This is a genomic window from Marisediminicola senii (assembly GCF_011057645.1).
Taxonomy (GTDB): domain Bacteria; phylum Actinomycetota; class Actinomycetes; order Actinomycetales; family Microbacteriaceae; genus Marisediminicola; species Marisediminicola senii.
This window is the reverse complement of the sequence record NZ_JAALGE010000018.1, coordinates 38,870-52,005: the sequence shown is the minus strand read 5'-3', so window position 1 is coordinate 52,005 and position 13,136 is coordinate 38,870. Positions and strand designations below refer to the sequence as shown.

Annotated in this window: 11 protein-coding genes; all 11 read right to left on the bottom strand. The window is 69.3% G+C overall.

Annotation, left to right across the window (positions count from 1 at the left end; all coding sequences use genetic code 11):
- Window positions 1-538: 538 nt before the first annotated feature.
- The 11 genes from G5S38_RS08060 to pheS all read right to left on the bottom strand — a co-directional run bounded on the left by G5S38_RS08060 (window position 539) and on the right by pheS (window position 13,125).
- On the bottom strand, window positions 539-1,135 hold the full coding sequence (locus G5S38_RS08060; RefSeq protein WP_235928963.1) for a DNA-3-methyladenine glycosylase: 597 nt from the start codon (window positions 1,133-1,135) through the stop codon (window positions 539-541).
- An 8-nt stretch (window positions 1,136-1,143) separates the two neighbouring features.
- The gene (locus G5S38_RS08055; protein WP_165066999.1) at window positions 1,144-1,284 is read right to left on the bottom strand and encodes a hypothetical protein; all 141 of its coding nucleotides are present in this window, start codon (window positions 1,282-1,284) and stop codon (window positions 1,144-1,146) included.
- Window positions 1,281-2,741 (bottom strand): argininosuccinate lyase, encoded by a 1,461-nt coding sequence (argH, locus tag G5S38_RS08050; protein ID WP_165066996.1) that lies wholly within the window; start codon window positions 2,739-2,741, stop codon window positions 1,281-1,283. The genes G5S38_RS08055 and argH overlap by 4 nt, the downstream gene beginning before the upstream one ends.
- 8 nt (window positions 2,742-2,749) lie before the next feature.
- On the bottom strand, window positions 2,750-3,949 hold the full coding sequence (locus tag G5S38_RS08045) for an argininosuccinate synthase (RefSeq protein ID WP_165066993.1): 1,200 nt from the start codon (window positions 3,947-3,949) through the stop codon (window positions 2,750-2,752).
- Between the two features lie 103 nt (window positions 3,950-4,052).
- Window positions 4,053-4,973, bottom strand: coding sequence for an ornithine carbamoyltransferase (argF, locus tag G5S38_RS08040; protein ID WP_165066990.1), 921 nt, complete (start codon window positions 4,971-4,973; stop codon window positions 4,053-4,055).
- A complete protein-coding gene (locus G5S38_RS08035; RefSeq protein WP_268921055.1) occupies window positions 4,970-6,205 on the bottom strand; it encodes an acetylornithine transaminase in 1,236 nt (411 codons plus the stop codon). Before G5S38_RS08035 ends, argF begins: the two co-directional genes overlap by 4 nt.
- Complete coding sequence (gene argB, locus G5S38_RS08030; RefSeq protein WP_165066987.1) at window positions 6,202-7,122, bottom strand: acetylglutamate kinase; 921 nt, start codon at window positions 7,120-7,122, stop codon at window positions 6,202-6,204. The genes G5S38_RS08035 and argB overlap by 4 nt, the downstream gene beginning before the upstream one ends.
- Window positions 7,122-8,267, bottom strand: a complete 1,146-nt coding sequence (gene argJ / locus G5S38_RS08025; RefSeq protein WP_165066984.1) for a bifunctional glutamate N-acetyltransferase/amino-acid acetyltransferase ArgJ — start codon at window positions 8,265-8,267, stop codon at window positions 7,122-7,124. The genes argB and argJ overlap by 1 nt, the downstream gene beginning before the upstream one ends.
- The gene (gene argC, locus G5S38_RS08020) at window positions 8,264-9,310 is read right to left on the bottom strand and encodes an N-acetyl-gamma-glutamyl-phosphate reductase (RefSeq protein WP_165066981.1); all 1,047 of its coding nucleotides are present in this window, start codon (window positions 9,308-9,310) and stop codon (window positions 8,264-8,266) included. Before argC ends, argJ begins: the two co-directional genes overlap by 4 nt.
- A 270-nt stretch (window positions 9,311-9,580) precedes the next feature.
- Window positions 9,581-12,085 (bottom strand): phenylalanine--tRNA ligase subunit beta, encoded by a 2,505-nt coding sequence (gene pheT, locus G5S38_RS08015; RefSeq protein ID WP_165066978.1) that lies wholly within the window; start codon window positions 12,083-12,085, stop codon window positions 9,581-9,583.
- Complete coding sequence (gene pheS, locus G5S38_RS08010) at window positions 12,085-13,125, bottom strand: phenylalanine--tRNA ligase subunit alpha (protein ID WP_407943833.1); 1,041 nt, start codon at window positions 13,123-13,125, stop codon at window positions 12,085-12,087. Before pheS ends, pheT begins: the two co-directional genes overlap by 1 nt.
- Between the last annotated feature and the right edge of the window lie 11 nt (window positions 13,126-13,136).

Genomic DNA, 13,136 nt, shown 5'->3' with positions numbered 1-13,136 from the left:
GACAAGTTTGAAACTGACAGAACAAATCATTACTGACTTGCTTTGTTTGTGTTAAATGTTTTCCAAAGGAATCTCCTACAAACAACCCGCTAGAAACGGACCATCTGCACGAGGTATTTGGCATTTGGCATTGTGCACGCTGTTGAGTTCTCAAGGATCGGACGCACCCAGCCTCCACCACCAAAAAAGTGACTTCACAACTAGGGCAACTGCTCCAAATTATCACGTGTTGCTCGTACTCTCCAGCTTCGGCGAGCTTTTGCTCGACTCCGCTGCGGTGAGGCAACAAGTGGGTCGTACTCCCAGTCCGGTGTGACGCACATACGAGATGTGGCCAACTGCCGGAGGCCGAAGCCGTGGGTTCGGTCCCGCGTGAGGCCGGGAAGCTCTTCCGCTTCCCGCACCTTTGGGGTGACAAGAAAGAACATTACGGTGCGATTGGCAGCGGTGCAAATCACCGCCCTTTTTGGGACATCCCGGGCGTGTCGCGAGGGTCCCATCCAGTTCCCAGCGGACGGTTGCGCTGGTGCGGAAGGCACTACTTCGTCCGCGGCACCGAACGCCGATACGGCGAAACGGTGGAGTCGCCGGCGATGTAGAAACGCCAGGGGTAGTCGTCTCCCCCGCCAAGACCCGACACCCCGGTGCGGGCGCTGGCGGCAGCATCCACCCCGGTCGTCGTCAACTCGAGGCGAACGGGCCCGGTCATCAGGTCTACTCCCCCGTGCTCGAGGGTGATGCCGAGGGCCAGGGTGAGCCGCGCCGGCCCGCGGGCCAGGTCGGTATCGGACTTCGAAGTGGTTCGGCGATCGCGGGCGATGTCGAGACCCTCGGTGACCTCGCCCCCGCGCAGCAGCACGGCCGATGCCGTTCCCTCGGGCGAGCAGACGATGTTCGCACACACGTGCATGCCGTAACTGAAGTACGTGTAGAGGTGACCCGGCTCGCCGAACATCACGGCGGTGCGGGGAGTTCGGCCCCGGTAGGCATGGGAGCCCGGGTCTCCCTCACCGAGGTAGGCCTCCACCTCGGTGAGCCGCACGGCGACGTCGCCGTGCCGGATCACCGCGCCGAGCAGCAGCGGCGCCACCTCGAGGGCGGACCTCGACAGCAGCTCCCGCACGTCGCTCGGCACGGTGCCGGTCAGAACAGGCTCTGGCCGGAGACGACCAGCACGACGCCGACGAACACGAGCACCGCGACAGCGCCGGCGACGATCACCGGGATGACCCACTTCTGGCGGGGTGGTTGGCGCCGTGGTCCGCTGTCTTTGCGCAGGGTCACGGGTGCTCCAGTGCGGAGTCGGGGGTGAGGGCTACGGCGATGTCGCGTACGCGGGTGCCCAGCAGCATCCGTTGCTCGGTCACTCGGTCGGCAGAGGTTCCCCCCACGCCATCACGACTGGCAATGGACCCGCCCAGCGTGAGCACGTCCCGAACCGCGGGGGTCAGGTGCGGCGAGATGCCGGCGAGTTCGGCGTCGCTCGGATCGTGCAGGTCGATGCCGAGCTTCTCGCAGTGACTGACCAGCGCGCCGCTGATCTCGTGGGCGTCGCGGAACGGCACGCCCTCGCGCACCAGCCACTCGGCCACGTCGGTGGCGAGGCTGAACCCCTGCGGGGCGAGCTCGCGCATGCGGTCGGTATCGAAGCGCATCGTCGCGACCATTCCGGTGAACGCGGGAAGCACCACCTCGAGGGTGGTCACCGAGTCGAAGACGGGCTCCTTGTCTTCCTGCAGGTCGCGGTTGTAGGCAAGCGGTAGTCCCTTGAGGGTCGCGAGCAGCCCGGACAGGTTGCCGATCAGCCTGCCCGACTTGCCCCTCGCGAGCTCGGCGATGTCGGGGTTCTTCTTCTGCGGCATGATGGACGACCCGGTGGAGTACCCGTCGTGCAGGCGCACGAAGCCGAACTCGCGGGTGTTCCAGAGGATGATCTCCTCGGCGAACCGCGACAGGTTGATGCCGATGAGCGATGCGATGAAGGCGAACTCGGCGACGACGTCGCGGCTGGCGGTGGCGTCGATGGAGTTCTCGGCCGGCCCGCTCAGCCCGAGCTCGGTGGCCACGAGTTGTGGGTCGAGGCCGAGCGAGCTTCCGGCCAGGGCACCCGATCCGTAGGGAGAGACAGACGCCCGCACCGTCCAGTCGCGCAACCGTTCGAGGTCCCGCACCAGCGGCCAGGCGTGCGCCAGCAGGTGATGCGCGAGCAGCACCGGCTGGGCGTGCTGCAGGTGGGTTCGGCCCGGCATCGGATCGGTCGGGTGCCGCTCTGCCTGTGCCGCGATCGCGTCGATCAGCTGTATCACGAGGTGCGCGATGGCCCGCCCGTGGTCGAGCAGGTACAACCGCACCAGGGTGGCGACCTGGTCGTTGCGGCTGCGCCCGGCGCGGAGCTTGCCGCCGAGCTCGGGTCCGGCGATATCGATCAGCGCGCGTTCCAGGGCACCGTGCACGTCCTCGTCACTCTCGAGCGCGGTCACCGAGCCGTCGGCCACCGCGTCACCGAGGGTGACGATGGCCTGCAGCATCCGTTCGAGCTCATCACCGGTGAGGTACCCGGCGTCGGCGAGTGCGATCGCGTGTGCACGCGACCCGGCGAGATCGTAGGGCGCGAGCTGCCAGTCGAAGTGCGTCGACTTGCTCAGCGCGGCCAGCTCCGGGGACGGACCGGAACTGAATCGGCCGCCCCAGAGCGCCCCCTGGTTGGTCGTGCCGGTCGTGTCCGTTCCGGTCGTCTCCATCGCGGGAGTTACTTGCTCGCCGCGTCGCGACGGGCGGAGATGCGGCTCGGCAGCGACCACAGCTCGATGAAGCCCTTCGACAGCGACTGGTCGAACGTGTCGCCGGTGTCGTAGGTGGCGAGGTCGAAGTCGTAGAGGCTCTGCTCGCTCTTCTGACCGGTGACCACCGCGCGGCCGCCGTGCATGCGCAGGCGGATGTCGCCGCTCACGTAGCGCTGGGTGTCGTCGATGAACACGTCGAGCGAGCGCTTGAGGCCGGAGTACCAGAGGCCGTCGTAGACCAGGTTGGACCATTCGGCTTCGACGCCGCGCTTGTAGCGGGCGAGGTCGCGCTCGAGGGTCAGTGCCTCGAGCGCCTCGTGCGCCTCGATGAGCGCGGTCGCCGCCGGGGCTTCGTAGACCTCGCGGCTCTTGATGCCGACCAGGCGGTCTTCGACGACGTCGATGCGTCCGACGCCCTGGCGCCCGGCGAGGATGTTGAGCTCCTCGATGATGGCGAGCGGCGAGAGCGCACGTCCGTCGATGGCAGTGGGGATGCCCTCGGTGAACGTGATGACGACCTCGTCGGCGTCGCGCAGCACGTCGGGGTTGTCGGTGTACTCGTAGAGGTCCTCGATCGGCGGGTTCCACGGGTCTTCGAGGAAGCCGGTCTCGACCGCGCGGCCCCAGACGTTCTTGTCGATGGAGTACGGGTTCTTGGCGCTCTGGCGGATGGGCAGGTTGTGCTCCTCCGCGTAGATGATCGCCTTGTCGCGGGTGAGCGCGAGGTCGCGCACGGGGGCGACGCTCGTGAGCTCGGGCGCGAGGGCGGCGATGGCGGCCTCGAAGCGCACCTGGTCATTGCCCTTGCCGGTGCAGCCGTGGGCGACCGAGTCGGCGCCGAGGTTGCGGGCGGTGATGGCGAGGTGGCGGGCGATGACCGGGCGGCTGAGCGCGGAGACGAGCGGGTACTTCTTCTGGTACATCGCGTTGGCCTTGAGCGCGGGCATCAGGTAGTCGGCGGCGAACTCGTCTTTCGCGTCGACGACGATCGATTCGACGGCACCGCAGTCGAGGGCGCGCTGGCGGATGTCGTCCATGTCTTCGCCGCCCTGGCCCACGTCGACGGCGAGCGCGACGACCTCCTTGCCGGTTGCGTCCTTCAGCCAGCCGATGCCGACCGAGGTGTCGAGTCCGCCCGAGTATGCGAGGACAACGCGTTCCGCCATGTGTGTTTCTCCTTGGGTGTTGTGAGTCAGTGTATGGTGCGCCGGGGGGCGCGGATTCGTGCGGGGGTCATTGCTTCGGCCAGTGCTTCCGCCAGTGCGACGGTCAGTGCTCGAGCAGCCAGACCATCAGGGCCTTCTGGGCGTGCAGGCGGTTCTCCGCCTCGTCCCAGACCAGGCTCTGTGGCCCGTCGATGACGCCTGCCGTCACCTCGTAGCCACGGTCTGCGGGGAGGCAGTGCAGGAAGTGCGCGTCGGGCTTCGCGGTGGCGAGCAGCGCGGCATCCACTCGATAGGGCTCGAGGTGTTCGAGCCGGCGCGCCTTGTCGCCCTCAGTGCCCATCGACACCCAGGTGTCGGTGACGACGACATCGGCCCCGGCGACGGCCTCGGCCGGGTCGGTGAGCACGGTGACGGAGCCGCCGGTGGTCTGGGCGATGCGGGCGGCCTGCGCGACCACATCGGCCGACGGCGAGAATTCCGCGGGCGACGCAATGCGCACGTGCATGCCCGCGGTCGCCCCGGCGAGCAGATAGGACTGCGCCATGTTGCACGAACCGTCGCCGAGGAACACGACGGTGAGTCCGGCGAGTTCACCGCGGTGCTCGCGGATGGTGAGCAGGTCGGCGAGCAGCTGGCAGGGGTGGAATTCGTCGGAGAGGCCGTTGATGACCGGCACGGTGGTGCCGTCGGCCATCTCTTCGAGCCCGGACTGCGCGAAGGTGCGCCAGACGATCGCGGCAACCTGGCGTTCGAGCACCCTGGCTGTGTCGCCCGCGGTCTCCTTGCCGCCGAGCTGGCTGTTGGCCGTGCTGATGATGAGCGGGGAGCCACCGAGGTCGGCGATGCCGACGGCGAACGAGACGCGGGTGCGGGTCGACGACTTGTCGAAGATCACCGCGACGGTCTGCGGGCCCTCGAGGGGCCGGGCCGAGAAGCGGTCCTTCTTGAGCTGCACGGCCAGGTCGAGGATGGCCTGCTGTTCCTGCTGGGTTACGTCGTCGTCGCGAAGGAAGTGCCGGGTCACGAGTGTGCCTCCGTGGGCTGGGCGAGGATCGCTCGCGTGAATACGTCGGTGAACTCGGCGACTTCGGAGTCGCCGACGATGAGCGGTGGGGCGATGCGGATGCTGGATTCGTTGGGCGCATTGATGATCAGCCCAAGGCCGAGGGCGCGGTCGACCACTGCGGCGGCGACCGGTTCGGTGAGTCCGACCCCGATGAGCAGTCCGCGGCCGCGGACCTCGCCGATGAGCGGCGAATCGATCGCCCGGATGGCGTCGCGTAGCTGGTCTCCCCGCAGCGTCGCGTTCTGGATGAGACCCGCAGACTCGATCTCCTCGAGTACCGCGTTGCCCGCGGCGGCGGCGAGCGGGTTGCCGCCGAAGGTGCTGCCGTGCTGGCCAGCGCGGAACAGGTCGGATGCGTCGCCGAACGTGATGAGTGCCCCGATGGGCACCCCGCCGGCGATGCCCTTGGCGACGGCGATCGCGTCGGGCACGACCCCCTGGTTCTGGTACTCGAACCATGCGCCGGTGCGGCCTATGCCGGTCTGGATCTCGTCGAGGATCAGCAGCGCGCCGTGCTGGGTGGTCAGCTCTCGCGCGCGTTTGAGGTAGCCCTCCGGCAGGTCGATGACCCCGGCCTCGCCCTTGATGGGTTCGAGCACGAGGGCCGCGACGGTGCCGTCGATGGTGTGCTCGAGTGCCTCGATGGTGGTGGGGATGTGCTCGATGCCGCCGAGGAGCGGCAGGAAGTCCTCCCGCAGTGCCGGCTTGCCGGTGAGCGACAGCGACCCCATGGTGCGCCCGTGGAACGAATTGGTGAGGGCGATGATGCGCTTGCGCGAGCCGTCGCCCTTGTTGAGGCGGGCGAGCTTGATCGCCGCCTCGATGGCCTCGGCGCCGGAGTTGCCGAACAGCACCTTGCCGCGCTCCCCCGCACCGGAGATGCGGCACAGCCGTTCGGCGAGTTCGAGTTGCTGGGGGGTGGCGAAGAAGTTCGACACATGGGCGAGCGTCGCGACCTGGCTGCTGACCGCCGCGACGAGCGCGGGGTGGGCGTGGCCGAGGGCGTTGACCGCGATGCCGGCGAGAAAGTCGAGATAGCGGTTGCCGTCGACGTCCCAGACCGCGCAGCCCTCCCCGCGCTCGAGCATGAGCTTCGGCGTGGTGAGCGATGACATCATCGCCACACCGAACCGGGGCTTCCACTCCGTGCCGGTGATGCTGCCGGTCGTCGTGCTCGGGCTGGTGTTCACTGTGTGGTCCTTCGGGAGTCGGAGACGACCTCAGTGCCGGCACCGCGCTGGGTGAAGACCTCGAGGAGGATGGCGTGGGGGATGCGGCCGTCGATGATGGTGGCGCCACCGACGCCGGCCAGGACGGCGTCGAGGCAGGCCGTGACCTTGGGGATCATGCCGGATTCAAGGCGCGGGAGCATCTCGCGCAGCTCGCTGACACCGATCTCCTCGACCAGGGAGTCGCGGTTGGGCCAGTCGCTGTACAGGCCGGCCACGTCGGTGAGCACGATCAGCTTGCGGGCGTCGAGGGCGATCGCGAGTGCCGCGGCTGCGGCATCGGCGTTGACGTTGAGCGCCTGCTCGGGGTCTGCGGTGCTCGCGGCGATGGACGACACGACGGGGATCAGGCCGCGCTCGATCACCTCGAGTACCCCGCTGGGGTCGACCGCGGTGATGTCGCCGACGTGCCCGAGGTCGAAGGTCTCGCCGTCGACGACGACGCTGCGGCGCACGCCGGCGAATAGGGACTGCCCGTCGCCGAATACCCCGACGCCGTAGTCGCCGTGCCGGCGGTCGGCGTGTTCGTTGATCAGGTCGACGATCTCGCGGTTGACCTCGTCGGCGAGCACGCGGCGCACGACGGCGATCGCCTCGGTGCTGGTGACCCGGTAGCCGCCCCGGAATTCACTCTGGATGCCGCTTGCCGCGAGTACCGCGGAGATCTGCGGTCCCCCGCCGTGCACGACGACGGGGTGGAGCCCCACGTGGCGGAGGTAGACCATGTCTTCGGCGAACGCCCGCTTGAGGTCGTCGTCGACCATGGCGTTGCCGCCGAACTTGACGACGACCACCTTGCCCGCGAAGCGCTTGAGCCACGGGAGGGACTCGATGAGGGTGGCGGCCTTGACGGCGGCGATGTCCTGTTCGGTGTCCATCAGCTGGAGTACGCGCTGTTCTCGTGCACGTAGTCGTGCGTGAGGTCGTTGGTGCGGATGGTCGCGGTGGCCGAGCCGACCTTGAGGTCGATGAGCACGTGCACGGCGCGCGGCGTGAGGTCGACGGCGTCCCTCGATTCGCCTGGCTCGCCCGACCGGCAGACCATGACGCCGTTCATCGACACGTCGACGTCATACGGGTCGAACTCCGCGCCGGTGGTGCCGATCGCGGCGAGCACGCGGCCCCAGTTCGGGTCGTTGCCGAACATCGCCGCCTTGAACAGGTTGTTGCGGGCGACCGAGCGACCGACCTCGACCGCGTCGCTTTCGGCGGCGGCGTTGATGGTCTCGATGGAGATGTCGTGGCTGGATCCCTCGGCGTCACCCTGCAGCTGCTGGGCGAGGTCGAGGCACAGCTCGGTGACGGCGTCAGCGAACTCGGCCGTGTCGGGGGTGATGCCGGACGCGCCGCTGGCGAGAAGGGACACCTGGTCGTTGGTCGACATGCAGCCGTCGGAGTCGAGCCGGTCGAAGCTGACCCGGGTGGCAGCGCGAAGCGCGCTGTCGAGGTCGGCGGACGACAGGTCGGCATCGGTGGTGATGACGACGAGCATCGTGGCGAGCCCCGGTGCGAGCATGCCTGCCCCCTTGGCCATACCGCCGAGCGACCAGCCGTCGCGCTGCACGACACCGGTCTTGGGGCGGCTGTCGGTGGTCATGATGGCGAGGGCGGCATCGGCTCCCCCGTCGTCGCTGAGGCGGGCGGCATCCACACCCCTGAGGAGGGTGTCGACGGGCAGCTGGTCACCGATGAGGCCGGTCGAGCAGACGAGCACGTCGCCGGCGGAGACATCGAGCTTCGTGGCGACTGCTTCGGCGGTGGCGTGCGTGACCTGGAATCCCTGCGAACCGGTGTAACAGTTCGCGCCGCCGGAGTTGAGCACGATCGCGGAGACGCGACCGTCGGCGATCACCTGCTGCGACCAGATGATCGGGTTGGCCTTGGCGCGGTTGGAGGTGAACACCACGGCCGCGGAGTCGCGCGGGCCGAGGTTCTGCACGATGGCGAGGTCCTTGCCGCCGCTGGCCTTGAGGCCGATCTCGAGCCCGGCGGCGGTGAAACCCCGCGGCTGCGTGACGCTCATGGTGCGACTCCGTCGACGGGGAGGCCCATGGCCTCGGGGAGGCCGAGGGCGATGTTGGCCGACTGGATGGCGGCGCCGGCGGTGCCCTTGACGAGGTTGTCAATCGCGGTGACGGTGACGACCCGGCCGGATGCCTCGTCGACTGCCACGCCGATCAGGGCCGTGTTGGCGCCCGTGGTGTCGCCAGAGCGCGGGGAGGTCCCCTCGGGGAGCAGGTGCACGAAGGGTTCGTTGGCGTAGGCCAGCTCCCAAGCCGATCTGACGTCCGCGGGCCGGATGCCGCCGGCGAGCTTCGCCGTCGCGGTGGCGAGGATGCCCCGCGACATGGGAACGAGCACCGGGGTGAACGACATGGTGACGTCGGTTCCTCCCGCGGCGCCGAGGTTCTGGCGGATCTCGGGGTTGTGCCGGTGGCTGCCGCCGACCGCGTACGGCACGGCGGAGCCGGTCTGCTCGCTGTAGAGGAGGTCGGCGCGCAGGCTCTTTCCCGCGCCGGAGGTTCCGACCGCGAGCACGGCCACGATGTCGTCGGCATCGATCACTCCCGCGCGGATCCCGGGGGCGAGCGCGAGCGTGACCGCGGTCGCGTTGCAGCCGGGAACCGCGATGCGGCGAGCCCCGACGAGCTTGTCGCGCTGGGTGGAACCGCCGTCGAGCACGAGCTCCGGCAGGCCGTAGGTCCACGCGCCGGCGTAGTCGCCCCCGTAGTAGGCGGCCCAGTCGGCTTCGTCCTCGAGCCGGTGGTCGGCTCCGCAGTCGACCACGAGGGCGTCGTCGCCGAGGCCGGCGGTGACCGGGCCGGACGCGCCGTGCGGCAGGGCGAGGAACACGATGTCGTGGCCGGCGAGGGTCTCGGGCGTGGTCTCGACCAGGGTGAGGTCGGCCATCGACCGGAGGTGGGGCTGTACGGTGCCGAGCTTCTGACCGGCGTTGCTGTGGGCGGTCACCGTGGTGACCTCGAATTCGGGGTGCGCTGCGAGGAGCCTCAGCAGCTCACCACCGGCGTACCCGCTTGCGCCTGCGACGGCGACTGTGAGGGACATTGCTCAACCTTCGGAGAGGAGTGGACGAGGAAAGGATCCGGCGACACTCCATGGCGAGCCTGCGCTCAGCGGAAGAGTGGCGCCCGGAATCGCTCGCCGACGATGCGACGTCGCAGGGCAGGGCTCTGCTGAACGAAGCTCAGCGGGAACCGGTTGTTGTCGACCACGATATGAGGGTAGCGCGTGATCGGGCGGATGCCGAATCGATGCCCTTGTGGGGCGTCGCGCCGGGCATCCACCCATTTCATCTCTGTTTTTCGTGCATATCCGTTATTCGCGGATGGTCGCGCCGAACCGCTCAGCGGCGACGGCGGCGCCGGCCAGCTTCGAGTCGGACGCCTCCCCCGCTGTCAGGGTGCGATCGGGTGCCCGGAACCGCAACGCGAATGTCAGCGACTTACTGTTCTCCGGCAGGCCGGCACCGCGGTAGTCGTCGACGAGCCTGGCGTCTTCGAGCAGGGCGCCCGATCCGTCGACCACGGCTGCGAGCACCTCTCCCGCGGCGACATCGACCGGGACCACCAGCGAGAGGTCCTGGGTCGCCGCGGGGTAGCTGGCGATGGGCGAGGGCGACGGCTCGAGCGGTGCCAGCGCGATGACCCGGTCGAGGTCGACCTCCCAGACGGCAACGACGCGCGGCAGGTCGAGGTCGTGCGCGAGCGATGGCAGCAGTTCGCCGGCGTAGCCGACGGGGGTGCCGTTCACGAGCAGCTCGGCGGTGCGCCCGGGGTGCATGGCCTGGTGCGAGCCCTGTCGAACGTCGACCTGCACCGCGACGGCCGCGCCGACCTGGCGCGCGGCGGCGATGGCGTCGGCGATGGATGCCGCGACGGCGGGCTGCCCGACCTGGCGGGCGACCGCGTTGCCGAGGATCACCCCGCCGACGTGGCGCGGCTGTGGCGGGATGCCGGCGTTCAACTCCGCGAGTACCTCGGCACTCGGACGCGCGTTGCCCACGGGCAGCGGACCACTGCCGTACGACGTGCCGGCTTCCGGGCGGAACACCGTGCCGACCTCGTAGAGACGGAGGTCGGTGAGGCCGCGCGACAGGTTGCGGCGGGCGATGTCGATGAGCCCGGGCAGCACCGAGGTGCGCAGGAGCGGCGCCTCGCTGTCGAGCGGGTTCGCCAGGCGCATGGCCGTGACCGGCCCAGGTGCGGCGGCGCCGAACAGGTCGTTGGAGCGCTGCGACAGGAACGGGTACGACAGCACCTCGGTCGCTCCCCCGGCCGCGAGCTGGGCGGAGACGCTGCGGCGGAGGCGCTGGGCGCGCGTGAGTCCCCGCCCGGGAGGAGCGGTGGGGAGGATCGACGGGATGCGGTGGTACCCGTCGATGCGCGCCACCTCCTCGGCGAGGGTGGACTTGTCGGTCAGGTCGGGACGCCAGCTCGGCGGGGTGACGAGCAGGCCGGCATCCACCATCTCGATGCGCGCGCCGATCTCGGCGAGCGCGCGCTCGATCTCGTCTGCGGTGTACTCGACGCCGACGAGCGCGGCGACGTAGCCGGTCGGCAGCTCGATCGCGCTGGGCGCCCGGTGGGTGCTGTGGTCGGATCCGACCGCGTCGGCGACTCCCCCGGCGAGCTGCTCGAGCAACTGCACGGCACGGGATGCCGCGGCGACCGCGACAGCGGGGTCGACGCCGCGTTCGAACCGGCGGGACGCCTCGCTGGGCAGCTTGTGCCGGCGGGCGCTGCGCGCGATGGAGACCGGGTCGAAGTTCGCGGCCTCGACGAGAACGTCGGTGGTGGCATCCGTCACCTCGGTGCGGGCACCGCCCATGACGCCGGCGATCCCGATCGGGCCCGACCCGTCGGTGATGAGCAGGTCCTGCGCGTCGAGGGTGCGATCGCGACCGTCGAGCGTCGTGATCTTCTCGCCCTTCTTCGCCCGGCGCACGGTGATGCCGCCGTCGAGGGCCTGGAGGTCGTAGGCGTGCAGCGGCTGGCCGAGCTCGAGCATCACGTAGTTGGTGATGTCGACGGTGAGCGAGATGGAGCGGACCCCCGCGAGGGTGAGGCGCGCGATCATCCACGGCGGGGTCGGCCGGGTGGGGTCGATGCCGCGCACGGCGCGGGTGATGAATACGGTGGCGCCGACGCGACCGCGCACGGGGTCGCGGTCGTCGATGGCGACCGGGAACTCCGGGGCGTCCAGTGCCCGTTCGAGGAGGGGGACGGATGCCGCGGGGTCGTGGAACACCGCGCCGGTGGCGTGGCTGTACTCCCGGGCGATTCCGCGAATGGAGAACGCGTAGCCGCGGTCGGGCGTGACGTTGACCTCGACGGCGGAGTCGTCGAGTGACAACAGCGACACGGCGTCGGTGCCGGGCGCCGGGTCGAGCCCGAGCGTCGACAGCACCAGGATGCCGTCGTGCTCCTCGCCGAGGCCGAGTTCGCGCGCCGACGCGATCATGCCGTCGGAGACGTGGCCGTAGGTGGTGCGGGCGGCGATGGGGAACGGGCCGGGCAGCACCGCCCCGGGGAGCGACACCACGACCTTGTCGCCGACGGCGAAGTTGTGGGCGCCGCAGACGATGCCGCGGGGTTCGGCTTCTCCGACCTCGACCTGGCACCAGCGGATGGTCTTGCCGTTCTTCTGCGGCTCGTCGACGTACTCGAGCACCTGCCCGACGACGATCGGGCCGCTGAGCTCGAACTCGTGCACGCCCTCCTCTTCGAGGCCGACCTTGACCAGGGCGGCATGCACGGCGTCGGGGGTGGTGCCGGTTTCGAGCTCGACGAATTCGCCCAGCCAGCTCAGGGGAACGCGCATCAGACGACCATCCCGAACTGCTGGCTGAACCGCACGTCGCCTTCGACCATGTCGCGCATGTCGTTCAGGTCGTGGCGGAACTGCAGGGTGCGCTCGATGCCCATGCCGAAGGCGAAGCCCTGGTACTCCTCGGGGTCGATGCCGGATGCACGCAGCACGTTGGGGTTGATCATGCCGCAGCCTCCCCACTCCACCCAGCGGGCGCCGCCCTTCGCGTGGGGCTGCCAGACGTCCATCTCGGCGCTGGGCTCGGTGAACGGAAAGTAGTTGGGGCGCAGGCGGATCTTGGCTTCCTCTCCGAAGACCAGGCGGGCGAAGTGCTCGAGGGTTCCGCGCAGGTTCGCCATGGTGAGGCCCTTGTCGACGGCTAGGCCCTCGACCTGGTGGAACACGGGCGTGTGGGTGGCGTCGAGTTCGTCGGTGCGGAACGTCTTGCCAGGCGCGACGACGTAGATGGGCGGCGTGCGGTCGAGCATCGAGCGGGTCTGCACCGGGCTGGTGTGCGTGCGCAGCACGAGGTGCGACTCGACGGGGTCGACGAAGAACGTGTCCTGCATGGCACGCGCGGGGTGGTCTTCATCGAAGTTCATCGAGTCGAAGTTGAACCACTCGTTCTCGAGCTCCGGGCCCTCCGCGACCTCCCAGCCCATGCCGGTGAAGATGTCGCCGATCTGCTCCATGAGCAGTGAGAGTGGATGCCGCGCCCCCGCGGCCTGGCGCGAAGCGAGGGCCGTGACATCCACGGACTCCGCAGCGAGCCGCGCGGACTCTTCGGCCTCGACGAGCTCCGCGTCCCGGGCGGCAATCGCCTGGGTGAGGCGCCCGCGCGCTGCGCCGACGAGCTTGCCCGCGGCGGCTTTCTCGGTACCGGGCAGCGACTTGATCGCCGCGTTGAAGCCGGCCAGCGCGGAGTTCTCACCGGTGTGCCGCGCGCGCACCACCTTCAGTTCGGCGGAGTCGGTGGCGGCCGCGATGGCGGTCAGGGCGGCGTCGACGGCGCCTGCGACGCTGGTCTCGGTGATGGCTGGGGTTTCTGGCACAGTCAACGAGT

Excerpts from the sequence above, each read along its gene's own strand:
- argH (WP_165066996.1), bottom strand. The coding sequence starts at position 2,741 with ATGGAGACGACCGGAACGGACACGACCGGCACGACCAACCAGGGGGCG.
- G5S38_RS08045 (WP_165066993.1), bottom strand. The coding sequence starts at position 3,949 with ATGGCGGAACGCGTTGTCCTCGCATACTCGGGCGGACTCGACACCTCG.
- argB (WP_165066987.1), bottom strand. The coding sequence starts at position 7,122 with ATGGACACCGAACAGGACATCGCCGCCGTCAAGGCCGCCACCCTCATC.
- argJ (WP_165066984.1), bottom strand. The coding sequence starts at position 8,267 with ATGAGCGTCACGCAGCCGCGGGGTTTCACCGCCGCCGGGCTCGAGATC.
- argC (WP_165066981.1), bottom strand. The coding sequence starts at position 9,310 with ATGTCCCTCACAGTCGCCGTCGCAGGCGCAAGCGGGTACGCCGGTGGT.
- pheT (WP_165066978.1), bottom strand. The coding sequence starts at position 12,085 with ATGCGCGTTCCCCTGAGCTGGCTGGGCGAATTCGTCGAGCTCGAAACC.